The sequence below is a fragment of the Evansella halocellulosilytica genome, from assembly GCF_002335745.1.
Lineage (GTDB): Bacteria > Bacillota > Bacilli > Bacillales > Salisediminibacteriaceae > Bacillus_CA > Bacillus_CA halocellulosilytica.
Window position 1 is genome coordinate 3,483,978 of the sequence record NZ_NIST01000001.1, and the last position, 25,066, is coordinate 3,509,043.

19 protein-coding genes are annotated in these 25,066 nt (G+C 38.9%); 12 read left to right on the forward strand and 7 right to left on the reverse strand.

The genetic code is table 11. The features are described from left to right. Positions 1 to 371: 371 nt before the first annotated feature. Complete coding sequence (locus tag CD001_RS16690; RefSeq protein WP_179298790.1) at positions 372 to 9,509, forward strand: carboxypeptidase regulatory-like domain-containing protein; 9,138 nt, start codon at positions 372 to 374, stop codon at positions 9,507 to 9,509. Positions 9,510 to 9,611: 102 nt separating this feature from the next. Here CD001_RS16690 and CD001_RS16695 read toward each other — a convergent pair whose 3' ends face one another. Further along, positions 9,612 to 10,235: a CGNR zinc finger domain-containing protein gene (locus CD001_RS16695; protein ID WP_096188774.1), complete on the reverse strand. Its 624-nt coding sequence runs from the start codon at positions 10,233 to 10,235 to the stop codon at positions 9,612 to 9,614. Between the two features lie 429 nt (positions 10,236 to 10,664). Here CD001_RS16695 and CD001_RS16700 point away from each other — a divergent pair, with 429 nt between their 5' ends. From CD001_RS16700 to CD001_RS16715, 4 genes are all read left to right on the forward strand, one after another. Then, positions 10,665 to 11,129, forward strand: coding sequence for a hypothetical protein (locus CD001_RS16700; RefSeq protein ID WP_096188775.1), 465 nt, complete (start codon positions 10,665 to 10,667; stop codon positions 11,127 to 11,129). A gap of 233 nt (positions 11,130 to 11,362) precedes the next feature. Then, positions 11,363 to 11,782: an organic hydroperoxide resistance protein gene (locus CD001_RS16705; protein ID WP_096188776.1), complete on the forward strand. Its 420-nt coding sequence runs from the start codon at positions 11,363 to 11,365 to the stop codon at positions 11,780 to 11,782. A 183-nt stretch (positions 11,783 to 11,965) separates the two neighbouring features. Next, positions 11,966 to 12,385 (forward strand): DUF4395 domain-containing protein, encoded by a 420-nt coding sequence (locus CD001_RS16710; RefSeq protein WP_096190652.1) that lies wholly within the window; start codon positions 11,966 to 11,968, stop codon positions 12,383 to 12,385. Between the two features lie 21 nt (positions 12,386 to 12,406). Next, the gene (locus tag CD001_RS16715) at positions 12,407 to 13,297 is read left to right on the forward strand and encodes a serine hydrolase domain-containing protein (RefSeq protein WP_096188777.1); all 891 of its coding nucleotides are present in this window, start codon (positions 12,407 to 12,409) and stop codon (positions 13,295 to 13,297) included. Between the two features lie 29 nt (positions 13,298 to 13,326). On the opposite strand, the gene CD001_RS16720 is transcribed toward CD001_RS16715, so the two are convergent. The 4 genes from CD001_RS16720 to CD001_RS16730 form a co-directional block, all read right to left on the reverse strand. Next, on the reverse strand, positions 13,327 to 14,130 hold the full coding sequence (locus CD001_RS16720) for a LysM peptidoglycan-binding domain-containing protein (RefSeq protein ID WP_096188778.1): 804 nt from the start codon (positions 14,128 to 14,130) through the stop codon (positions 13,327 to 13,329). A 157-nt stretch (positions 14,131 to 14,287) separates the two neighbouring features. Beyond that, positions 14,288 to 14,446: a hypothetical protein gene (locus tag CD001_RS26505; RefSeq protein ID WP_179298791.1), complete on the reverse strand. Its 159-nt coding sequence runs from the start codon at positions 14,444 to 14,446 to the stop codon at positions 14,288 to 14,290. 158 nt (positions 14,447 to 14,604) lie between these two features. Further along, on the reverse strand, positions 14,605 to 15,246 hold the full coding sequence (locus CD001_RS16725) for a response regulator (protein ID WP_096188779.1): 642 nt from the start codon (positions 15,244 to 15,246) through the stop codon (positions 14,605 to 14,607). Between the two features lie 14 nt (positions 15,247 to 15,260). Next, a complete protein-coding gene (locus CD001_RS16730) occupies positions 15,261 to 16,367 on the reverse strand; it encodes a GAF domain-containing sensor histidine kinase (RefSeq protein WP_096188780.1) in 1,107 nt (368 codons plus the stop codon). 253 nt (positions 16,368 to 16,620) lie between these two features. Between CD001_RS16730 and CD001_RS16735 the strand changes: the two genes are divergently transcribed. Both CD001_RS16735 and CD001_RS16740 read left to right on the forward strand, forming a co-directional pair. Further along, positions 16,621 to 17,502: a 5'-3' exonuclease gene (locus CD001_RS16735; RefSeq protein WP_096188781.1), complete on the forward strand. Its 882-nt coding sequence runs from the start codon at positions 16,621 to 16,623 to the stop codon at positions 17,500 to 17,502. Positions 17,503 to 17,633: 131 nt separating this feature from the next. Then, the gene (locus CD001_RS16740) at positions 17,634 to 17,906 is read left to right on the forward strand and encodes a YqhV family protein (protein WP_096188782.1); all 273 of its coding nucleotides are present in this window, start codon (positions 17,634 to 17,636) and stop codon (positions 17,904 to 17,906) included. A 119-nt stretch (positions 17,907 to 18,025) separates the two neighbouring features. Here the strand turns inward: CD001_RS16740 and CD001_RS16745 are convergent, their stop codons facing one another. Further along, on the reverse strand, positions 18,026 to 18,205 hold the full coding sequence (locus tag CD001_RS16745) for a hypothetical protein (RefSeq protein ID WP_096188783.1): 180 nt from the start codon (positions 18,203 to 18,205) through the stop codon (positions 18,026 to 18,028). 85 nt (positions 18,206 to 18,290) lie between these two features. Here CD001_RS16745 and CD001_RS16750 point away from each other — a divergent pair, with 85 nt between their 5' ends. From CD001_RS16750 to CD001_RS16760, 3 genes are all read left to right on the forward strand, one after another. Beyond that, positions 18,291 to 19,127, forward strand: a complete 837-nt coding sequence (locus CD001_RS16750) for a cobalamin-binding protein (protein ID WP_096188784.1) — start codon at positions 18,291 to 18,293, stop codon at positions 19,125 to 19,127. A 52-nt stretch (positions 19,128 to 19,179) separates the two neighbouring features. Continuing rightward, entirely contained in the window at positions 19,180 to 20,145 is a 966-nt protein-coding gene (uvsE, locus tag CD001_RS16755) for a UV DNA damage repair endonuclease UvsE (protein ID WP_096188785.1), read from the forward strand. A 93-nt stretch (positions 20,146 to 20,238) separates the two neighbouring features. Further along, complete coding sequence (locus tag CD001_RS16760; protein WP_096188786.1) at positions 20,239 to 20,952, forward strand: TraR/DksA C4-type zinc finger protein; 714 nt, start codon at positions 20,239 to 20,241, stop codon at positions 20,950 to 20,952. Positions 20,953 to 21,069: 117 nt separating this feature from the next. Here CD001_RS16760 and typA read toward each other — a convergent pair whose 3' ends face one another. Then, positions 21,070 to 22,914 carry a translational GTPase TypA gene (gene typA, locus CD001_RS16765; protein WP_096188787.1) on the reverse strand — a complete coding sequence of 615 codons (1,845 nt, stop codon included), beginning with the start codon at positions 22,912 to 22,914 and terminating at the stop codon, positions 21,070 to 21,072. 553 nt (positions 22,915 to 23,467) lie between these two features. Between typA and CD001_RS16770 the strand changes: the two genes are divergently transcribed. After that, positions 23,468 to 23,665 (forward strand): cold-shock protein, encoded by a 198-nt coding sequence (locus CD001_RS16770; RefSeq protein ID WP_096188788.1) that lies wholly within the window; start codon positions 23,468 to 23,470, stop codon positions 23,663 to 23,665. A gap of 259 nt (positions 23,666 to 23,924) precedes the next feature. After that, positions 23,925 to 25,025 carry a serine hydrolase domain-containing protein gene (locus CD001_RS16775; RefSeq protein WP_257009839.1) on the forward strand — a complete coding sequence of 367 codons (1,101 nt, stop codon included), beginning with the start codon at positions 23,925 to 23,927 and terminating at the stop codon, positions 25,023 to 25,025. Positions 25,026 to 25,066: the final 41 nt, after the last annotated feature.

The window sequence follows — 25,066 nt, forward strand, 5'->3', positions numbered from 1 at the left end:
AAGGAAAACGGCCGACTTTTTCTTTCTCCATGTTTCCCCAAACTTCTTCGCGAATGACTTTCTTCGATTGGCTCACTTTGATCTACTCCTAAACAACTTATTTCTATAGTATAGCCCATTCATCGATTATTGGACAAACAGAGTGAATGCCAGCATAACTATGCTTTTAGACCCAGGTCTTTACTTATGCCTTTCGTTAAATGCCACCATTTCTTAAAATTCGACAGTTCCACCATTGCTTCGGGCTTATTTTTATCAGAAAAATCAGAATTTTAGAGGGGATCGTCGTTTTTTCCAGAATTTTTAAATGAATGATAATGAAGGGGGTTGCTTTTTTGCGAGAGGGAGCCGTGTTAAGGAAGTTGATCCTAGTGTTTTTTGTATGTCTACTAACGTTTTCTACGATATTTCCTAATTTAGCAGGAGCTGAGCAAGGAGAGATTGTAGATCTACAGGCTGAAGATGAGAGGGTTGAAAAAGAGCGGGAGGACACTTTTTTCGAGGGAAGTGATGAAGCAGATGCTGTTGAAGAGGATGAATTAGCTACAGTTTTATCAGGCCTTGAGTTGGAGACTCCGGACTTTGAAGACGTGGGTGTGTCGGAAAAGATAGAAAGTGAAGTAGCTGATGTGTTAAAAGAGAGCGAGACAGTGGATGTGATTGTCCGCTTAAAGGATGCCGAAGAGACTATGGTTGAAGGGTTATACGTGCAAGCCCGTGGGTTAGATTCGCGCTCGGAGCGGATCGAGTTTGTTCAGGAAAGGTTGAAAGATAATGCAAAAGCTTCTCAGCAGGGTATTAAGCAGACTTTTCAAAGGTTGGAAGAGCGCGGTCATGGTGAGGTGAAGCAGTCGTACTGGATTATTAACGGGATTGCTGCTTCTGTAACAGAGGATGGGTTAAAGGAATTGCAAAACCGCGAAGACGTGAAGAAGATTACGTTGGACCGGGAAATTGAATTACCGGAAATTACAGTTGAGGACTCCGAGCCGCGATTGCCAGAGTGGGGGTTAGAGAAAATAAATGCTCCACAAGTGTGGGGAGAGTATGGTCTTAAAGGTGACGGGATTGTCGTTGGGATAATGGATACGGGTGTTGAAGGGGATCATGAAGCATTAAAGCATAATTACCGTGGGCGAGATGGTGACCATACGTATTCGTGGGCGGATTTTTCTGGACAAGGGTATGGCACGCCTCAAGATGGTAATGGACATGGGACTCACGTAGCTGGCTCTGCTGTTGGAGGTGGTTCCGGAGAGCCTATTGGTGTTGCACCTGAAGCAGAATGGATTGCAGCAAAAATATTTAATGATGCAGGATCAACTACCACGTCTGCGATTCACGCAGCGTTTGAGTGGTTTATGGCACCTGGGGGAGACCCGGAGATGGCACCGCATGTGGTAAATAACTCATGGGGGAATGCGAATTCGTATAACACAGAGTTTTACGATGGTGTTCAAGCTTGGGTTGCTGCTGGGATATTCCCATTGTTTGCAGCAGGGAATAACGGACCAGGTTCGGAGACGATTGGTTCACCGGCAAGTTTTCCCGAATCATTTGCGATCGGAGCAACAGACGTAAATGATCAGATTGCTGGTTTTTCAAGTCGTGGACCGGTGTTTTGGGATGATGGAGACGGTGAACGGAAGCGTTACTTAAAGCCTGAGGTTTCTGCTCCGGGTCATGAAATATATTCAGCGTGGCCGACCGCTCGCGGAGAGGGGGCGTACAATACAATTAGTGGAACGTCAATGGCAACCCCGCATGTCGCAGGGGCGATTGCGCTTTTACTCCAAGCAAAGCCGGAGCTCTCACTCGATGAGGTAGTTGAGTTGTTAGAGGTTACAGCTCGTGGAGAGGGGCATATGGGGACACTACCGAATGACTTGTACGGTCACGGTATTATGAATATTTATCAAGCCGTTACCGAAGCTTCGTTTTCCGGACAATTAACAGGAACGCTGTCAGATGAAGAGGGGCATCCGCTTGAAGGGATTGTTCGTATTCCTGCGCAGTCTATGGAATATGAAGTAGGCGAAACAGGACAATTTTCCTTTAGTGTTCGTGAAGGAACCTACGATGTGCAGGTTGCGAGCTTTGGATATGAAACGTTAGAAACAGAAGTTACAATCGTTCAAGGTGAAGAAATGGACGTGGCGTTTACACTAGAAGCGTCACCTCGTCATACATTATCCGGTTCGGTTGCGACAATAGAAGGAGAGCCGGCTGCTTTTGCTTATATTAGGGTTGAAGATACACCTTTAACAGCAGTTAGAACCGATCAGTCTGGTCAATTTGAAATCACCGATTTACCTACAGATGACTACGTTCTTCATGTAAGTGGAGAAGGCATTTCTAGGAAAATAGTAGAAGTAACACTAGAAAGCGACGAGGAAATTGACATTATCGTTCATACGGAGCAGACTGCTGCCAAGCGGGATTGGAAAACCGCGAACAATAACTTGAATCGAAATGCCATATCTGCTAATGCGATTGATGTCGATCGTTTGTCTGAAACGTGGAGCTATGACGATCGTTCAAAAGGTCAGATTCTCTTTTCCACCCCGGCTGTTGGGGAAGGCAAGGTTGTGTTTGTGACTGACCGGGGCTGGATTACGACGTTAGATAAACGAACGGGCGATGAAGTATGGAGCGTGCGAATGGGCAACACCAACCGCTCCTCACCTACAATCGAGGAAGGCGTTGTTTATTTATCGGGCGGTAATAATGGTCAAATTTATGCATTAGAGCTTACGACAGGGCGTGTGCTGTGGAGCGTTGATGTAGGATCTCCCGCAATCTATGAATCTCCCTTGTATGATAATGGTACGGTTTATGTAAGCTCAGGACTATCTGATGATGCCGTGGTGACTGCGTTAGATGCAGAGAGTGGTGAGATAAGATGGCAGCAACCTTTAGGTTCCCCTACTTACTTTGGCGGAAGTATCGGAGAAGGTTATTTGTATATCGGAAGCTATGATAACCGGACACTTAGGGCACTATCTTTAGAGGATGGAGAAGAAGTGTGGCAAATCACTTTAGAAAATCAAGGATTTGCATCACGTCCTGTTTATGAAGACGGCAAACTCTATGTCGCTAGTACAAACTTTGGTAACGGACAAGGTACACTTCATGTCATTGATGCGGCTTCTGGTAATGCCATTTGGCAAAATAGTTCGGTCGGTGACACACAAGCGGGATCGCCGATTGTCTATGAGGATCTTGTTGTCATTGGTTCTGCGGCTCAACCGGTCGTTCGTGCATTTGACCGAGAAACAGGAGACGAAGTGTGGGTGAACCGTGATGTCGGGATGTCGTTGCATAATGGTGCAGTTACAGCCGATGGAACGTTATACATTACGAATACAAACGGTATTTTATACGGCTTAGATGTTCTCACCGGGGAACGTATGTATGATATGTCACTTTCTGATTATAGTACTTCGGGGATTGCTGTGACGTCTGGAAGGCTGATTGTTCCGCATCGTTCGGGTATTTATAGTTTTGACGCACCTGGTGTACTAACAGGAGAGATCACATCCTCATCTGGAGAACCAATTGAAGGGTTTACCCTTGTTACAGAAACTGGAAAGAAAGTCGAAGCTGATAAAGATGGAATGTTCCGTTTGGACCATGAGCCTGGAGAGTATACAGTTCGAGTTGGACAATATGGATATCAACAGCGTGAAGAAACAGTTACATTCATTTCAGGATATGAAGAAGAACGATCCTATGAACTTCCTAAAGCAGGTACAGGTTCGGTTATTGTTTCTGCAGTAGACGAACAGAATGGAAAGGCTCTTGAAGGGGTGAATCTCACGTTTAAGGATACGCCGGTTGAAGGAGTAAGCGATAAAGACGGAGAATTTGAAGTTAACAGTATGTATGAAGGAATCTATAAGCTCACAGGCTCGAATGGCGGGTATGTCACCTATGAAGAAGAGGTTGTCATTACCGCTGGTGAACAGACGGAGATTACGGTTTCTCTTGTACCGATCGATATTGCTGTTTTAAATGATTATGAGTCCGAGATGACAACGACGCTTAACGTGAACGGATATACAGCTGAAGAACGAGAGTGGGATGTCATTGATGAAATAGAAAAATATGAGATTTTACTTCTAAACGGTGCATACGGTTCTGGTGGGTGGCAACCGGATGAAGAGTTGTTTATAGATCTTGTAGATGCTGCGAAGGAACGAGATGTAAGCATTGTGTTTGCCGATGCTTGGGGAGGAAATTACGGGTCGATTCGTCAGCTTACAAATTATCTCGGCAACCCAAGAGAGATCGCTCACCATTTCGGGACGGGAAGTGTTCGTATTCAAGTCGATGAACAACACCCGATTTTTGAAGGCTATGAAAATGGCGATCGCTTCACAGTTTATGAGCGTACTGGTGACTTTGCCTGGTTTAATCACTATACAGGACGCCATTTAGCAAGTGTTGGCAGTACATCGCAAGGGTTTATGGGCTCGGGGGTTGCTTATCAAGCGGTTTCTGAAAATAGTGCCCATTTACTATTGGCAAGTCACGGTGCGGCACCGTGGATTTCACCTCTTCAAGGGTGGCTATCCCCACAACAGGATATTTTCTTTAATGGCATTGACTTCTTGTTAAATACTGAATTTGGTGAATTGACGGGTACAGTGGAAAATGAAACTGGGGAACCAGTAGAAGCTCAATTCGAAATTTTAGAAACTGGCGTCACTTTCTCACCAGAGGAAGCGGGCGATTTGATGCAGTTTAACGTCTTTCATGACGAGGGGGCCTATACACTTGAGACACGAGCACCTGGCTATGAGACGGTCACTCAGGAAGTAACTTTTTCTCATGGTGAGCCATCTGAGTTTGAAATCGTGTTAGGTGGCAGTGATGGAGGAACGATTACCGGAACGGTCGTCAATGGTCAAACGAATCAGGTGAATGAAGGAGTAGAAGTAACGTTAACCGATCTTGACGAAGAAGTGATAGAAGAAAGTGTGACCGGGTCGAATGGTCGCTTCACATTCTCTGAATTAACGGACGAACAATACACACTGACGTTTGAAAAAGAAGATTTCTTCAGCTATGAGGAAACGGTAGACCTTAATCGTTTAGATGGAGAACTATCGGTAAAGCTTTATCCGGTACCGGAGATGGCCGTCTTAGGAGATTATTTCTCTTCGGGGACGAACTTCCAAGCTGTTTTTGCTGAGCGCGGTGTTGAGGTCGATCATTTGACGATGAATGAAGCCATTGACGAAATTGGAAACTACGAAGTCATTTTCGTTAATGAAATCTCAGGAAATCCAGCACAAGAAAGGCTTAATGAGCTTTTAAAAAGAGCAGATGAATACGAAACGAGTCTCGTCTTTGGTGATACTTATTGGACACAGTCTGGTGTAAACCAACTGAAAGAACGTCGTGGAGATCCGGGTGTTCGGGAGCAGGTGTCAGATACGTCTTCTGCTGCAGGGTATGTAGTCCATGAAGAGCATCCAATCTTTAATGGAAGGGAAGCAGATGAATTCATTGAGTTGCTGCTTCCGTCGCAAAGCTCGGTTACTTATTTTGATGAGTACAGTGGATATCCGTTAGCTGATATCAAGCATGAAGACCAAGAGGAAGCGTACGGTTTAGGCATAGCTTACAAACCGAGAACCGCAAACAGTGTTGAAGTGTTAATGTCAGGACACGGCTTTTCCTTCACTCATCACGGAGGTCATTACACAGATAACGCGAAAGATCTGTTAGCTCAGACGATGATCTGGGCTGCATATGAACGGTTTAATACGATCCAAGGAACTGTTACTGATTCAGATGGTGAACCTCTCTTGGCATCTGTTGAAGTCGTTGGCGAAGGGTTTGGAACTGAAACCAATTCTGAAGCAGGTACATTTTCAATCGCGATTAACGAAGGAACGTACCACATTGAGGTTAGTGCGTATGGTTATGACACTGTTGTTCAAGAAGTGGAAGTAAGTGAAGAAACAGAGCCATTTACAATCGAGATGGTTGTTGATGCAGATGCTGCAAGTATTTCTGGCGTGATCGTTGATGAATCAAATGGTCAAGCCATTGACGGTGCACATATTGACATTATCAATATTCCACGTGAAACGACAAGTAATGAGAACGGCAGCTACGAACTATCACGAATGATGCCAGGTAACTATGATTTCGTTATTGAAGCAGATGGATACGTAGTAAAAGAATTGAGTGTGGAGCTTTCACCGTCTGAGGAAAAACAGCTCCAGCTCGAATTAAAACCATCGCCTACAGTAGGTGTCATAGTTGATACAACATCGTCAAATGCTGTTTCATTAGACGAATACCTTACAGACAGAGGTTATCTCGTTGAACATTTCTTCTATGATGAAACTGATCAATTGAATGAAGTGGATGTCGTAATCGCAAACTCTGACTATAATAACGATTTAATCCCTTCAGAGGAAGTTTTCAATTTGTTCCTAAGTGAACTTGATGCATCAAGAACGCCAGTGATATGGACAGGGCAGCATGGCGGACGGGGAAGTATTCGTTTCCTTGAGCAATATGAGGGTGATCCTAATGAAGTGACTGGGGGATCACAAGCAGGTATGCAAGGTATCGTTTTGGACGAACATCCTCTAGTTGAAGGTTTGACTGTGGAAGAAACCTTTGAATTGAATGCACGATCCAACTATTATTACACCTTTGACGGATACCGAGGTACGACGATTGCTGATGTATTGAATCGTTCTGATGAAAGAGTCGGAGCGATGGTTGGCTATAAAGGACGGACAATTGATTCTGTTGAAATTTTACTTGCCAATATGACCTTCAGTCATTCGTGGCATCCAGGTCTTGATGAATTTGATGAAAACAGAGAGACAATTTTTCAAAATGCGCTTACGTATGCCCTTGAGCAAGATGAAGCACTCGTCGGTGAGCTTCATGGATCGTTAATTAATGATCAGGAATTAGCTGTTTCAGGCGAGGTGTCAGTGAGTGAGACGGGGCAAACGATAATGACCGATGAAAATGGGGAGTTCTTTCTTGGACTTGAAGAAGGGACTTATGAGCTGACGTTATCAGCATATGGTCACGTTAATAAAACGGTATCAGTCACGGTAGATAATGGTGAACAGCATGAAGAGGCTTACGTTTTACAATCTGAAAATGCCGGTGTTCTATCCGGTCAAGTGTCAGCCGATTCATCCGGAGATACGCTTGAAGGAGCGAATGTGCAAGTGCTCGGAACCCCGAGACAGACAACGACCGATGAAAACGGCGACTTCAGCTTGTCTCTACCTGAAGGTGAATACAATGTAAGAATTACAGCAGCGGGCTACTCACCAGAGCAATTGAACGACATTACCGTTGTGGCAGGAGAGGAGACAGAGGTAACGGTTGCGCTAGGTAACCCAGAAGCGATTGCGATTTTGGCTACATCCTTGAACTACAATCGGTTGAGTGAGTTTTTAGAAGGCGAAGGGTATGAGCTTTCATTCTATGATAGAGGGGAGTATGCTGACCTACAAGAAAGCCTCGCTAACTATGCCCTCGTCATTTATAACGACAAGGACTTGTCAAAGTCAGATGATGAGTTAGAAGCTTTTGTAGAGGCAGCAGATGAAGCAGAAACGAGTATCCTATTCCCGTCTCAATTTGGCAGTGGCACGATCCGTTACCTTGTAAGTACATTTGGGGATCCTGAAAATGTTCGTCAAGGCTTTGAAAGTCAGGCGATTAATGTCACAGTAGAAGAAAGCCACCCTATTTTTAGTGGCTATCATGTTGGCGATGAAGTTGAAATTTTAAATAATGGAACGAGTAACCAGCAATATTCCGTTTATGACAACTACAGTGGAGCAACAATCGGGTCTTTGTCCCACACTGATAAAGGTGTCATTGGTGAAGGTATTGGTTACAGTTACCGGACAGCGAATAGTGTCCACATTTTAATGAGTGGATTTGCCGCCAGTACGTATGGTGCACCAGAAACTCGCTGGACGAATGACGCAAAACAACTTTACTTGAATGCGATTGACTGGGGAATTTCCGCGAGCTTAGGTGAGATAAGAGGGAAAGTAACGAATGAAGAAGGAGAGGCAGTTTCAAGTGCAACGGTCTCTATCTTAGAAAATAATATGGAAACAAATACAGGAAGCAACGGTCAATTTCGTTTTGGTGTCGGTGAAGGCACGTATACGCTTGAAATAAGACAACGAGGGTTTGAATCGACACAATTAGAAGTAACGGTTGAAAACGTCGGTGACACTGTAGAAGTCGATATCATTCTTAAAGCATTGGAAGGTGCAACACTTTCTGGACAAGTCGTGAATAATCAAACAGAAGACAACATAGCAGGAGCAAACGTAACTCTTCGCTCTGTAGCTGAAGATGAGATTGTCGATGAAATGGAAACAGATGAAAAAGGGAACTACCAGTTTGCTAATTTGTGGGACGGTGATTACGAGCTATTAATCGTACGTGAAGGCTATGCTGAAGTGAATGAAACCGTCACAATCGAGGGAGAGGATGTCCTAATGGATATAGGACTACACCCTTATGAGCTTGCGGTCATTGGTGATTTAAATGATGTGTTGGCAAACTTCCTAGCAGATCACGAATTATATGTTGAAGAGCGAGGTTGGGATGTAGCTAGTGATCTATCAGCATACAACACGATTGTTGTAAACTCGAACAAAGGATCTGAGGAAGAGATGGTGGCCTTAGTTGATGCAGCTGACGAAGCAGCAGTGAGCCTCATTTTCTTAGGTACTTACGGTGTTGCTGAAGGGTCAATTCCACTTTACAAAGACGTTTATGGCGCACCGTCTCTTAACCAGCACGGGTATGACGAAGGTGCCGTGTACTTAGATGTTGCTATAGATCACCCAATTTTTGAAGCTTTTGATGATGAAGTGATTCTCATTCATAGTGAGCGAAGTCCCTTTGCGACTTACTTGGGTATGCCAGGCGAAGTTATCGGACAGCTCGTTGTAGATGAAGCTGAAAAAGGAGATGCAATCTCTTATGAATTTAGAGGAGAAGATCATCTTCACGTATTCTTATCTAGCTTTGCAGTTACAAATATGATTGGCCCCGATTACGGCTGGACCGAGGACGGGCGTCAGTTGTTTGTAGAGGCTATTGAATGGACGATGGAAGCAGAAACAGAGATCGAAGAGCCAGAAGTTCCATCTGCACCGGTATGGGATGAGACAAAACGTCGTACAAATGAACGTCCGGTTGCTCTTACTGGAACAGCAGACCCGAATACAACTGTACATGTGTACGAGGAACGAGGACAAAACCGTACACGATTAGAAACGGTCGAATCCGATGAAGGAGGTAGGTTCGAAGCTATTCTCGATATGCAAAACGGGAATCACTTTTTGATTGCCGTAGCGGAAAATGAAGTTGGAAAGACTGAGAATGAAGAACGAATGCAGCTGATCATGACAGGAAAACCGCAAACAAAAGGAGATAGGGATCAAATAGAAGAGGGGAAAGGAGAAGAGGTTGATGAAGCAAGCTAGTGTTCATTAAATAAAGCCCGTCAAGATCGTTTGACTTTAGGCGATCTTGACGGCTTTTTGTGATTGTGAGCATCATATAAGAATACTTTTATACCTCAGCCGTCATTTTTTATTATGATAAAATCGCTTTGCTTTTGCACGATTCCCGCAGTCTGCCATCGAACACCAACGTCTGCTACGATTGCGGGTTGTATCCAAAAACAGCCAACCACACGGATCCCCTTCACACTTTTTCACTCTACTTAGTTCTTTTTCAGAAATAAGAATGTCTATAGCAGATTGAACAATCGGTGGAAGCATTCCGTCTAATGCTTCTTCACAATTCGAAAATTCCAATGAAAAATTTTTTTCACCAGGGACTACTCGCATCATCCCGTAAGCATTGCCTAAGGCTTCATTTAAAATAGAAAGATCTATAGAAGCTAGTGTTTCATTGTTTGATACTAGACTAAAAATTTCGTAAATCGATTCCCGCAGCTCAATAGCTTGTTGGAGCACATCTTTTGCCTTAGAAGGTTGATTTTCTGCTTTTTTTAGTAGTGAAAGCGATTGTTCTTCCTTAAGAATATTTGCATGCATACTCCAGTCAACCAGCTTCTCGTAACTCGTCAACAACTCCTGTGATTTCTCACTGCTATCGTGCCAACTTACTGTATTGGCAAAATCCAAACATAAGCGTCCACCGAGGAGAGCATGCTTGTGTACATCTTTATTTATATCAGACATGTGACTTCTCCTTGTCTTATCGTAAATATTTGAACAGTCCGGGCCATATTTCTTTGAATTTTCTCTTATAACCATTATAAAAGGTATTGACAGTTAGAATCAACTACTTCATAATATAACCATCAAAATAACTATAGAAGGTTATATAAAACGAGAAGCAATGTACTCATTTCACTGGAAAGTCGTTTTGCTAAAGTATCTTTGAAATCTGTTCGTAAAGGATATCGCCTACTAAAGGTAAATCAATTATTTTGAAGTTTTTGAATGAACGGCTAAAAATGAAATTTGACATCCATCCGTTGACTCCAGAACGATAGCATGGTGTCAGTAAACATGGAGCCTGTTAAGGTGTTGGTGTATGTACTGGCGAGAAAGACACAATTGGCAGTTGTATGTATGCATAACAAAATTTATTGGAGGGATTAAAAGATGAGTGAAGCATTAAGAAACTCGATTAAAGCGATGATAAAGGAAACATTCGAAGGCCCCCCGACTCCTGTAGAAGGAACTTGGTTCACAACCGTTGAACCGAATTCAGGAATTTTCGGTGTACTAGAGGGATTGTCTTGCGATCAAGCATCAATGTCAGTTCATGGAACAACATTGGCTGCACATACTGATCACGTCCGCTATCACATGTGGGGAACCAATGGCATCTTAAAAAAGGGGATACAACCGGAAATGGATTGGGGAAAGAGCTGGGATATTCATTCAGTAGATGAACAGCAATGGAACCGTATTCAAGGAGGATTACAAAATGAATACTTAACACTTTTGGAATCGATTGACACCATTGAATGGAATGAACAATCTGCCACCGTGGTAGCATCTTTGGCTCATTCAGCATATCATCTTGGAGCTATTCGACAAATGGTAAAAGTAGTCCAGGTGTAGCTTTGACATAAAGAAATACTTTTGGCAAAACCATCTGAATAAGGTCCCTTAAGGGACTCTGGTGCCGTTATAGGGCGAAATTAAAACGGCCCGTTTTACAGGCGGATAGTTATTAACCGAGTATCGTTACTAGTAGACGTAAAGTTATACCTGTCAAAAGCACATGGAATTCATTATTTGTATGAATACTAAAGATAACTGAAGTAAAAATAAATAAAGGTAGGAGTGAAAAAATGACAGATATTATATTGACAGCAAAAGCAAAGGCATCGGGAGGTAGAGAAGGAACCGTTAAATCTGATAACGGAGTCATTGATTTGCCGCTAGCTATGCCGAAAGGAGGAGTCATACGAGAAGATGCAACCAACCCGGAACAATTATTTGCTGCAGGGTATGCGGCATGTTTCGATGGTGCACTAAATGCGATGGCTGCAAAAGAAAAGAAGAAAATCACTTCTTCTATAGAAGCAGAAGTTAGTCTCGAAAATGATGACAGTGATTGCGGCTTTAAAATTAGTGTTGTACTTCACGCTCAAATACAAGGTGTATCACATGTAGAAGCTGAAGATTTAATGAAGAAAGCACACGATTTTTGCCCTTATTCAAAAGCAACGAGAGGTAATATAGACGTTGAATTACATGTGAAAAAGTGAATGAAATGCTTTTAAAGAAAGCCTTGCTTTACACACTTTGGGTGAGAAGCTTGGCTTTTTTTATTGGTCAACCATCACTAATTAAAAGGATCGGAATAGAATATTATTTAGAAGCAGACGTTTTCTGTTATATTTGTAATATAAAATATTTAATGATCTTTAGATGGGAGGTTATATGTGTCTATGAAGGAAATCCCGCAAACATTAGTGAGAGCGAATCAATGGATGATGGTCATTTTAACGTTGCTCGCAATTATTTTTCAAAGCATTTGGCTACTTGTAATCACTGCCATTTTCATTTATACATCGTTAGCATTTGGACCGAAGGCGAATGTAGCATTTATCATTACAAAACAACTGACAACGATAGACCTGTCAAAAGATGACACAGAATCCGCAGTATTAACTCGATTTAATCAATCAATTGCTGCTTCACTCATTACAATTGCCATCATTTTATACATTTTTACAAATCATTGGTTGACATGGGTCATAACGGGCATGGTAACAGTTGCAGCAACAGTTGCACTGTTAGGGTTTTGTGTCGGATGTTTTTTATATTACCAATTTAAAAAACAATCATATCTCCTAAGATCAAAGTAAATAGAGAAGGATAGGATAAGAATGCCGTATGAAAAATTGAATCAAGTCTTAACGAACAGCCAAGTAAAAACGTGTATCATTCATCAGCATGACGAGACTTTATTTGAATTCAATCAAAGCATGATAAATCAAATCCAGAAAGTAAATTCGATTACAAAAAGCGTTATATCTATGTTATATGGAATCGCCTTAAATAGAGGAGACATAAGTCATTTAAGCAACTCGATTGATCACTACTTCCCGAGCGTCGACCAAGAGAAAAAAGACATAACACTTGAACATTTATTAACGATGCGCTCTGGGTTATACTGGTCAGGCAATGCAAAAATGAAAAACAGTGATCACTGGATAAACTATATTTTAAATCTTCCGATAGTACAAATACCTGGTAAAGAAATGAAATATTGCTGTGCGAATTCACATCTATTAAGTGCAATCCTCCAAATGGAAACAGGCATGAAAACAGCTGATTACGCAAGGGAATTTTTATTTCAACCAATGGGGATCAAAGACTTTAGATGGGATGAAGATCCTCAAGGAATAACGACTGGAGGATTTGGTCTGCATATGAAGCCTGTTGATTTATTAGCATTAGGGAAGCTTTATTTAGATGGCGGGAATTGGAATGGAGAAGAAATTTTACCTACGTTTTGGATATATGAATCGACACAACCTTATACTGAAACGAATATAGGTAGTCAACAATATGGCTATCATTGGTGGTACAGTCCAGCTTTAAAAGAAAAACAGCCTTATTTTTATTATGCTGCAGGGAATGGCGGGCAGTATATTTTTGTCGCGCCAACTGAACAGCTTATTACGATTTTCACTGGGGAGTTTTCTCGAAAGGAAAGTGTTAAGCCTTTCCAGTGGTTTGTACGGTATATTTTAGCCAAAAAACAGACTTACTGAATAAAGCAGTCTGTTTTTTGGCTGGATGGTTAATTAAAATAAATTTTAATTTGTGTTAAATCTTGTATACTGCCATCTTTTGCACTTCGAGTATATACTTGTAAGTACCCAAAAGTCGTTTCTGGTTCTTGTTCAATTTGGAGATCCGTACGAAAAGGAGCAAAGGCAGGACCTGCATAAGCTGCTGTTGTAAATTGTTCTCCAGTTAGAGAATTTCCCCTAGCATCGACAATTTGTAACAGAACATTCGCTTCGAACGCACGTGCATACCCTTCTACATTAACAGTTTGTTGGACGTTATCCCCAGGCAAAGGGGAAAACACAGCAATATTTTCAGAAGTAGGTAGAGGAATTATGAGCTTAATCCCTTCATAAATTAAGTCTGGAGAAATACTAGGACGTCCTTCATTTACTGCTATCATATCGTTAACTGAAACGTCCGTCCTTTCAGAAATATGATTTAGTGTGTCTCCTTCCTGTATGAAATAAATCATAACAGGTACTCTTACTTGTTGATTAGGGAAGATAAAGTTTGCATTTTGTATGCCAGAAGAGATCCCTGCTATAAGGTCAGGATAACTTTGAAACTTATTGGCAATTTGATATATTGTATCTTCTCTTTGAACTACATAAAGAACTTCATTCCTATTTAAATGTGCTACAGAGATTACTAATAAATGTCCAGGATAAATAAGACCAGGATCTGTAAAAGGCGGATAAATGCCATTTGAACGAACAATATCATCAACACTACTATTGTACCTTGTTGCTAATGAATATAATGTATCACCGGTTTGTACAGTATGCAAAATGTGAGTTCCTGGTAAGTTCACTACACAATTCTCCCTTTTTGTTCAAACTAATAATCATGGTTATCAGTACAGTTTATGCTGATCACCATATTCAGTGAGTTTTTCTTAGGATTCTAGGATGTAGAAATTAAAAGGGGAGAAGCTGTCTCGTCAATAAGTAAGGGACAGCCTTTTATGATTAAAGTCGGTATATATTTCTTATAAATATATTGGGATGCTTATCACGAGGGTGAATTCTTTCAGTGTGCTTTCTGTTTTTTTTATCGAAAAAAGGTACATCTGCCATCAACTGTTTCACTTTTCTATGTGAGCCACAAATAGCTAATATTGTTTTCATGTTTTTCCACCTTTCTTTATTTCTTACACATAGTGTAATGAAAGAAAGGTTGCAAATCGTCAGTTTATAAGTGTATTTTTGATCATTCCATCGGTTGAACATTTTTACAACTTAAGTCTGAAATACTTGAATAGATCACGTGAAAAACGGGCAGAAATTTATTTGATTTGATGTTTCACCGCAAATAAAGCAGCTTGAGTACGGTCATGAACAGGTAATTTAGAGAAGATATTTGTTATATGAGTTTTAACGGTTTTTTCGGTAATATATAAACATTCTGCTATTTCTCTATTGTTTTTTCCGCTGGCAATTTCAATTAACACTTCACGTTCACGCCTCGTCAAGCTTTCGATCGCTAAAACTTCTTCATCAGACGGTTTTTGAACATGTTTTAAAAGGTGGGAAGCCACTTTAGGGTCAATATTTTTCTTCCCTTCATAAACGTTTTCAATGGCTGTTACTAAATCTTCAGGAGTAGTATCCTTTATACAATACCCGTCAGCACCAGCTTGAATAGCAGGGATGACATGTTCCTCTCCTTCAAAACTTGTTAAAATGAGAATCGAAATTTCCGGATACTGTGCTTTTAATTTCTTTGTTGTTAAAGTTCCGTCTAAAATTGGCATCGATAAATCTAGTAAAATAACATCTGGCGTCTCACATTCTTCTAAAAGTCCGAGTAATTCTTTGCCATTACTGGCTTCACCAACAATCGAGAAATGACTATTTTTTTCAAGAAAAAAGATGAGGCCTTGTCGAACAACATGATGGTCATCTACTACAATTAATTTTATGTTCAAATTTCTCACCTACTTCATTTTTTAAAGGGAACGATTACTGTAACAGTTGTTCCAGCATTTTCTTTACTTGTAATCTTACATGTTCCTCCAATAGAGGCTGCCCTTTCTTTCATACTTAAAAATCCTAATCCACTATTATTTTCCGATGCGAATCCAACTCCGTAGTCTTTGATGACCATAATCAGCTGAAGTTTTGTTTCTCTTAAGGAGATCAATCCGGTTAAACATTGACTATGTTTTTTTATATTATTTAAGGATTCTTGAGCAATACGGTATAACACTATTTGAATATATTCTGGCAGTGGATCCCGGTATTCAGTCTTGCATTGTATGCTCACACCAATTTTTGAGGCATATGTTTTAATTGATTTTTCAAATCCATCTTTCGATAGATCGGCTTTTAAATTCCAAATAAGTGATTTCATCTCTGTTAATGCATCTTGTGACATCTGTTGAATTTTTCCTAAGCTATGTAAAATATCGTCATTTGATGTTAATGATTTCGTTCCATTAGCAATATACATAATCGAAAAAAGAAGTTGATTCACTTGATCATGCAAGTCACGGGCTAACCGATTCCGTTCTTCGATTAAATGTAGTTTTTTTTCGTTCTCAAATAGTTCCAACCGTTGAATCGCACTACCAACTTGAAAAGCGACTGATTCAAGGACAGCTAATTCTTTATTTGTAAATGTCAGCTTGTTTGGCGAGGCTACGTTTAATATTCCGTACATTTTTTCTCCTGCCTTTAATGGAATAGAGGCATGGTGAGTGATACCTTCTGTGTCACCTCTGTTAAACTTTTCTGCTTCTTCAATTCGCTTACATTCAATAATGTTTGTCGCTTTATTTAACCGTCCACTATTATATTGTTCAACACAGCGGCAACCTCCTTCACACATATAACGTTTATTTTCATAACAAAGTGCCTCAGGAAGGTGAACCGATGATGAAAGTTCCATCTTTCCAAATTGGTCAAAAGTAAAAATCCATCCAGTCTCTAAATGAGTGAGAGAAAGTAAATGTTCAAGTACAGAATGGAGCATCTTTTGACGGTCGGTTTCTTTGTTCAAAATTTCTGATATTTCCTTCAATAAATCCAGCTCTTTAAGTTTTTCCATACGACCTATCACCTCTATTACTTCTGACTGCTACGGACAATTTATAAGTATAATATGAGATTTCTTTTAATAGTACATGTGAAAAAATGGCTTAATACATTTATTTTCATACTAACAGAAGTTGAACCATTCGTTAATATAAATATGAGGGCTCATGACGTATTAGTAGCAAACAATTAAATGATATGCTTGAGATATCATGGTATGATTAAGAAGACTAAAAATAGATATGTAAATGAAGGAGTTAAATTGAATGGAACGACAGACTTTATTATTAATTGATGGCTTTAATTTACTAAGTAGGGGATACTTCGCTACATCTTATGGGAAAAATGATGATGACCTTCAAAAAAATAGTGATGGGAAATATATAAACGGATTAAGAGTATTCTTTCAAAAATTATTTAATTTAATTTCTGAGCACGAAGCGACCCATGTGGCAGTGGCATGGGACGTAAAAAGAAATGAAACAAAACGAAGTCAAATGCACGAATTTTATAAAGCGCAGCGAAATGATTTACCTGAACCTCTAATCGAACAATATCATACATGTACTGAAGTCTTAGATAAGGTTGGAATTACACAATTAACGGTTCCTTCTTATGAGGCAGATGATGTAATTGGAGCCATCTCTTCAAAATGGTGCAATGAAATGACAGGAGCATGCTATATCTATAGTAATGATAAAGACTTGTTTCAACTATTAAAACCAAATGTTTCACAAATACTTTCATTAAAAAAGCAAGAAACGGTTTATACAATTGACCACTTTAAAGAAGAGTATGGAATAAATGCTAATCAATGGATAGATGTTAAAGCTCTTTTAGGAGATAGAAGTGATAATATACCGGGGTGCCCTGGTGTTGGAGAAAAATCTGCCTTACCGCTTATCCAACAATACGGCTCAATAGAGCGCGTATTTGAACAAATTGAAGAATTGGACCAAAAATATAGTCGTTATAAGAAGAAACTTAACGATGGGAAAGAATCGACATTTATAAGTAAAGAATTAGCAAAAATTATTTGCGAAATTGAAGAAATTGAACAATTACTCTTTGATGAATTACATTTTCACAATGATGAATCCATTATACGTCAAGGGTTAAACGACATCCAATTAAATATTCGTCTGTAGCTAATGAATGTGTCTTTAATTATGAAGGCACATTTTTATATGGATCATGACGGAGTAAATGGAATTGAAGCTCTTTTGTCGGCATAAAATGTACAAGCTCTAAATTCAAATGACTATCCAGGAGGGATCGGATGTTTATTTTAATAGATAAAATCATTCTCATTATGGCAGGGTTGCGCTTATTTTCAGGAACGTTAGAAATCCTTGCAGGTTTCTTAATACTAAAATTTAATAGCATCGAAAAAGCTTTAATGGTAAATGCAATACTCGCTATAGCTGGACCGATAATTTTTATTAGCAGTATGACAATAGGGATCATTCATATTGCAGATAAATTATCATTCTCGAAACTTCTCTTTATCGGGCTCGGGGTCGGATTCGTTTTAATTGGTTTAAAAAAATAATTCTAATAATTTGCTAATGTGCTCAAATAGTGACTAAGTAAATATTTAGTATGTTAAACTAATTTATATGAGGGAAGTTAGCTAACGAGTATTTTTTTAATGAGTCGTTCAACGAATATTTAATCATTATTTTTATCTTTATTTATTAACTTTATGACATTTTCTTTTGGGGCCCAACAATTAAATTTGTAAGCTGGTTTCGTTTCGTACCCTAAACGAATACAAAAGTAGTTCATCCCATCTTTCTTTTTTTCTGCATGGAAATGAATACAAGTAGCGCAACAATGATAATTTTTCATAACAAATTCCCCCTTCCTTCATGTATTATAAAAATGATAAAACGAGCTGTAAACATCTTTTTCAAAATAGGGAGGATACTTAAGAATGAATATCATTTCAATCTGCCCAAGTAATACAGAACTCCTTGCATATTTAGGTTTAACTAAATCACTTATTGGTGTTGATGATTATTCCGATTGGCCGAAGGAAATACATGATTTGCCAAGACTCGGTCCAGATTTGAATATTAATATGGATCGTGTCGAATCGCTCAAGCCAGACCTCGTATTAGCATCATTAACTGTACCCGGAATGGAAAAAAACATTGAGAAACTGAAGGAACGTCACATTCCTTATAAAATTGTTCCAAATCCTACAACATTCGAAGAGATCGGAAATCAATTGAAGCTTATAGGTAAATGGACGAATCATGAAGAAAAAGCTAATAAAATTCATGAAAAGTACCTTCGTATTCTTGAAAGATACCGCAAGTTAAGTAAGCAAGTGAAGGAAGTCCGTTCTATCTATTGGGAGTGGTGGCCAAAGCCTGTATTTACTCCTGGCAAAGGAAATTGGCTGACTGAAATGAGTGAATTAGCAGGCGCAAAAAATGCCTTTACAGATTATCAAGAAGCGAATGTTCAAACGAATTGGGATGATGTTAAGCAAAGAGACCCAGACGTCATTTCATTAGTATGGGTTGGTGTACAACAAAATAAAGTGAAGCCTAGTGTAGTCATGAAGCGACCAGGATGGAGTGAAATGAATGCAATAAAAAACAATCAATTGTATGTATTAGAAGAACCGTTTTTTTGCAGACCATCACCACGCCTTATTATAGGCTTAAAAAAAATAGCCCATATTTTACATCCGGATATTTATCCGCCGTTTCATGAAAAAGAAAAAGACCCACTAATAGATCGTCACGTAAATCATACATAAAACTTCCCATTTAAGAAAATGACTATTGATAAAACAGGGGAGAATGATTTTTATGACCTTAGTTAGGCTCGGATATGTAGCTATGAGCGTTGAACTTAAAAACAGTTCACCATCACAAACAATGACTTATACACATTATAAAAAGTATAATGATCTTGACGCTGCACGAAGGAAACTTGAACGGATTGCATTATCAAATTTAGAAAATTGTTTACGTCTTTTAAAACATAATAAAGCACACGATATTACTTTTTTTCGCTTTAGTTCGAAAATCGTTCCACTCGCTACACATCCTGAGTTAAATGGATGGGACTATATAAATCCACTACAAGATAAATTAATGGAAATCGGCGATTTTATAAAACAAAATAAAATGCGAATCGATTTTCACCCTGACCACTTCGTCCTTTTAAACTCACCAAAGAAAGAAGTGCTTGTTGAGTCGCTAAAAACACTAAAACTCCATATACAATTATTAAATGGAATGAACATTGATCTGAAGCACCGATGTGTTATGCATGTTGGCGGCAGATATAATAATAAAGCCTTAGCATTGGAGCGTTTTATTGAAAACTGGCAAACAGTACCAAAAAATATTCAACAAACACTCATGTTGGAAAATGATGATAAAACATTTAATTTGAACGATACACTTTTTTTATGTGAAAAGTTAAATATACCATTAGTATTTGATTATCACCACCACTTGGCAAATCATATGGATGAAAATTGGCAAAAAGAATGGGAGCGTGTTATATCTACTTGGAAATATTCTCCATTGCCACTTAAAATGCATATATCAAGCCCAAAGACAGAAAAACAATTCCGGCATCATGCAGATTTCATTGACATTGACATGTTTATTAATTTTTTAAATGAAATTAATGGAACTGTCCCACGGATCGACTGCATGATCGAGGCAAAACGAAAAGATCATGCCTTATTCCAACTAATGAATGAGATTAAAGAGAAAACTGATTTCGAACTTGTTAATCAATCATGTTTTCAAATGAAATAAGTTTTGGCTTTAAAATGAAAAACTTCCATTATCTATTTAGGGAGAAACTTTAACACCTCCATATACTATGACTGTATTGGAGGTGTTATTGTTTTGTTAAACGAAGAACAGTTTAATGATATAAAAAAGGGATTGATTCAGGAACGTGATTCATTATTGCAAAGATTAAACGAGGACCATTACGATCTCAACCGTGCTCATATACAGGAGTCAGTAGGGGAATTATCGAATTATGATAACCATCCAGCTGATGGTGGTACGGAATTGTATGAAAGAGAAAAGGATATTTCATTAGAAGAGCACGCCGAAACGTATTTACAACAAATCAATGATACGTTGGCAAGAATGGAAAAAGGGGAGTTTGGTGTTTGTGAAGTCTGCGGGGCTGATATCTCTCCCGAAAGATTAGAGACGATTCCAACGACGACACGTTGTATTGAACATGCTGAACACCGCAATTCTCATGATCGACCTGTTGAGGAGGAGGCATTGACACCTCCGTTTGGGAAATATGATTATGATGAGAGTGAAAAAGGTCAAACATTTTATGATGCAGAAGATACGTGGCAAGAAGTAAGTCAGTACGGGACATCAGAAACGCCACAAGAGATGGTTGAATCTGAAAAAAGCTATAATGAAATGTATGTAGAATCTGATGAGCGTATTGGATATGTTGAAGATGTCGAAAATATTCTTACTTCAGATATTCACGGGAATTACAGCGGTGTATCAGTTGGTCATGAGAAATACGAAGATTATTTAGACGAGAATAATGTCCCTTCATTAATCGAACCTGATGAAGACTAAAATTTTCATGATAAAAGTTGGACGAACAAATAAGAAGTAAGTAGATCGTATTATGGTCGATATAGAAAAAAAGCTTAGCGATTTAACAGCTAAGCTTTTCAATATGAACAGTATGATCTAATGAGCGTTTTGTTTTGCTAACTTTTTTCGTTTTTCTTCACGTTCTCTGAAGCTTTTTTCCAATATTTTCTTTCTCAACCTGATTGAATGAGGTGTTACTTCACAATATTCATCGTCATTTAAGTATTCTAACGCTTCTTCAAGCGTTAAAATCTTTGGACGTTTCATTGTAACTGTATTCTCTTTCGTTGCTGAACGAATGTTTGTTTGTTGTTTCATCTTCGTAATATTGACAGTTAAATCATTGTCACGATTATGTTCACCAACAATCATCCCTTCATATATTTCCGTACCTGGTTCAACAAATAGTGTACCTCGATCTTCCACTTGTAACATTCCATAAGGAGTAGCCTTACCTGTTTCCATAGAAACGAGCACCCCTTGACGTCTGCCGCCCACATAGCCTTCAGCTACAGGTCTGTATCCATCAAAACTATGATTTAATATTCCATAACCTTTCGTTTGAGCCATAAATTCAGTTGAATAACCGATTAAACCTCTTGAAGGGACGATAAAGTCCATGCGAACTTGACCATCCCCTTTATTAACCATGTCAATCATTTCGCCTTTTCGTTCACCTAACGACTCCATAATTGCACCTGTATACTCATCTGGGACATCAACTTGTGCTCTTTCCACTGGCTCGCAAAGGACTCCGTCAACTTCTTTTGTAATAACTTCAGGTTTAGATACTTGTAACTCATAACCTTCTCTTCGAAGGTTCTCGATTAAAATTGACAGGTGAAGTTCTCCACGACCGGATACTTTCCATACATCTGGTGAGCTAGTATTTTCGACTCTTAAGCTTACATCAGTTTCAAGTTGTGTTTTTAAGCGCTCTTCAATTTTACGACTCGTCACATAGTCACCTTCACGGCCAGCAAACGGACTGTTATTAACTAAAAATGTCATTTGTAAAGTTGGTTCATCGATTCGTACAGGCTCTAGAGCTTCTTGGTGATCCACAGGGCAGATCGTATCCCCAACCATAATATCATCGATACCAGTTATAGCAATTAAATCACCAGCAGACGCTTCGTCAATCTCCAATTTTTTCAACCCTAAGAAACCGAACAATTTATTAATACGGAATTTCTTAATTGTCCCATCCGATTTAATAAGAGCCGCTTGATCTCCAGTACGGATCGTACCTCGAAACACACGACCTACTCCAATTCTGCCAAGGTAATCATTATAGTCTAACATTGTAACTTGGAATTGGAATGGCTCTTGACTATTATCGACTGGGGCAGGGACATTTTTAACAATAGCTTCAAATAAAACAGTCATATCTTCGTCTTGCTTGTATGGATCTTCACTTGCAGTCCCTTTGATTGCCGAAGCATAAACAACAGGGAAATCAAGTTGATCTTCATCCGCACCAAGTTCAATAAACAAGTCTAATACTTCATCAACAACTTCTTCAGGACGGGCCATTTCCCGATCAATTTTATTTAATACGACGACAGGGGTGAGCTTTTGTTCTAATGCTTTCTTCAAAACAAAGCGTGTTTGTGGCATACAGCCTTCATAAGCATCCACAACTAAAAGAACACCATCAACCATTTTTAAAATACGTTCCACTTCACCGCCAAAATCGGCATGACCAGGTGTATCCATAATATTTATTCTTGTTTTCTTATACTTTACTGCAGTATTTTTTGCTAATATCGTAATACCACGTTCTTTTTCTATATCGTTATTATCCATTGCACGTTCATCCACTTGTTCGTTTTCACGAAATGTTCCTGACTGCTTTAATAGCTGATCAACTAATGTTGTTTTACCGTGATCAACGTGTGCAATAATCGCGATATTTCTTAAATCTAATCGATTAATCATGATCTATTTTTCTCTCCTATCTCACGACTTCCAAATTATTCTTCAACTCGTCAATTATAGCATAAATGAAGAAAAGAAACATACAACAATTACATTCGCAATTATTTATCATTGTTCCCGAGTGAATTTAAATTATTGATTTTCCCTTGAATAGTACGGTTTAACACCATCAATATAAACATCTGCTTGGAGGGGTTATCAGGTTATGAACATTGAATATCTTGAGATTGATTGTTCAAAAAACGTATGCTTTCCCGCAAGCAGAGCGTGAGGTTTATAATGAATGTATCAACAATTTTAAAAAAAGATGTATAATCTTGAAGGGGCTGTTAATACTAGAAGTAAAGCATATGCACGAGTGCGAGGTAAAAGTTATTTTGCAAAAGGTGGTATCTTTTTATGTTTGCATATGCTATACTGAGTTTAATTATTTATGTTCGGATATGAGTGAAGGAAGAAATGGCTTTTTATGAGTGAGTTTCATCTTGAATGAGTATGAGAGCAAAAATAGTAATAAATATGCGGGAAAAACCCGTGCAGGAGGAAATAAGTTATGACTCAAGGTACAGTTAAATGGTTTAATGCAGAAAAAGGTTTTGGATTTATTGAAGTTGAAGGGCAAGACGATGTATTCGTACATTTCTCAGCTATTCAAGGTGACGGTTTCAAAACACTAGAAGAAGGTCAAACAGTAAGTTTTGACATCGAACAAGGTCAGCGTGGACCTCAAGCTGCAAACGTTCAAAAATAATTGTAACTCCAATTAAGACCCTTTCATAAAATTGAAAGGGTCTTATTTTATTCACTGATTGAACTAACTTAATTGCGTATAACCTTTTGGTCTATGAGACCTGACAAGGCCAATCATCAGGATAATTCTTCAAGTTATCAATACTTACACGATATATATCGTTCTTGTTTAAAACCTTATAATTGTGTTACGTTAAATATTCATACATTAATAAAAATCTTTATTTAATGCTTTTTAAACACCCTTTAGTGTAAGAAATATGAAAAGCGATATGATTGAGGAAGGGTTTTTCTTTGTGACTAGAAAGGGACTAACGGCTGTCATATTCGGAATATTGATCCTTATTATTGGAGTGTATATCATTATGATCCAATCACCTCAAATTATGTTGTTCTCAAGCTGGGAGTCCTACGATTCACCAGAAGATGCAGGTTGGTCATCTGAAAAGCTTGATGATGCAAAGGATTATTATCAGTCAATCAACTCTACTTCTGCAATGGCTATTTATAAAGGAAAAGTATTGTTTACATGGGGAAACGTCGCAAAAAATACGAATGCGCATTCTGTCAGGAAAAGTTTTCTCAGCTCCCTGTATGGGATATATGAAAGCAGGGGAGACATCCATTTACAATCCACATTAGATGAATTAAATATTGATGATCGAAATTCTTTAACAGCATTAGAAAGAACGGCAATCATCACCGATTTGCTTTCTTCTAGTTCCGGTGTGTATCATACTGCGGGGGAAGAGTCGTGGACGATGAGACGTGCTAGACCGCATCGTGGGAGCCATCCGCCAGGAACAAATTTTTATTATAATAATTGGGATTTTAACGTACTCGGCACGATTTTTAATGAGCAAACTGATAACGATTTGTTTCGTGTATTTTATGAAGAAATTGCTGATCCGCTTGAAATGGAAGATTTTTCCCTCAATAATACAAAGTATAAACATGAATTAAGAAGGTCTGTTCATCCATCTTATTTATTTCAAATCTCGACTAGGGATATGGCCCGTTTTGGTCAGCTTTATCTACAAGAAGGTGAATGGAATGGTGAACAAATTATTCCGAAAGAATGGATTCAAAAGAGCACGAAGCCTCAGGCAGAAGTAGCTTTTAATGATGTATATGACTACGGTTATATGTGGTGGCCAGCAACAGAAGGCTATTTTGCCGAGTTAGATATGTATTCTGCAATAGGGAGATATGGGCAATCTATCGATATTATTCCAGCTTTGGACTTAGTATTTGTTCATCGCGTAGATTCGAATTCAATGGCATTTGGTTTATTTAATCGCGGAGTAAGTCAAGATCAAAGACTAACGTTATTGAAGAAAGTAGTAGATGCAAAAAAATAAGAAATGAAAGAGATAAATTGTTGATTCCTAAACAAAAAACA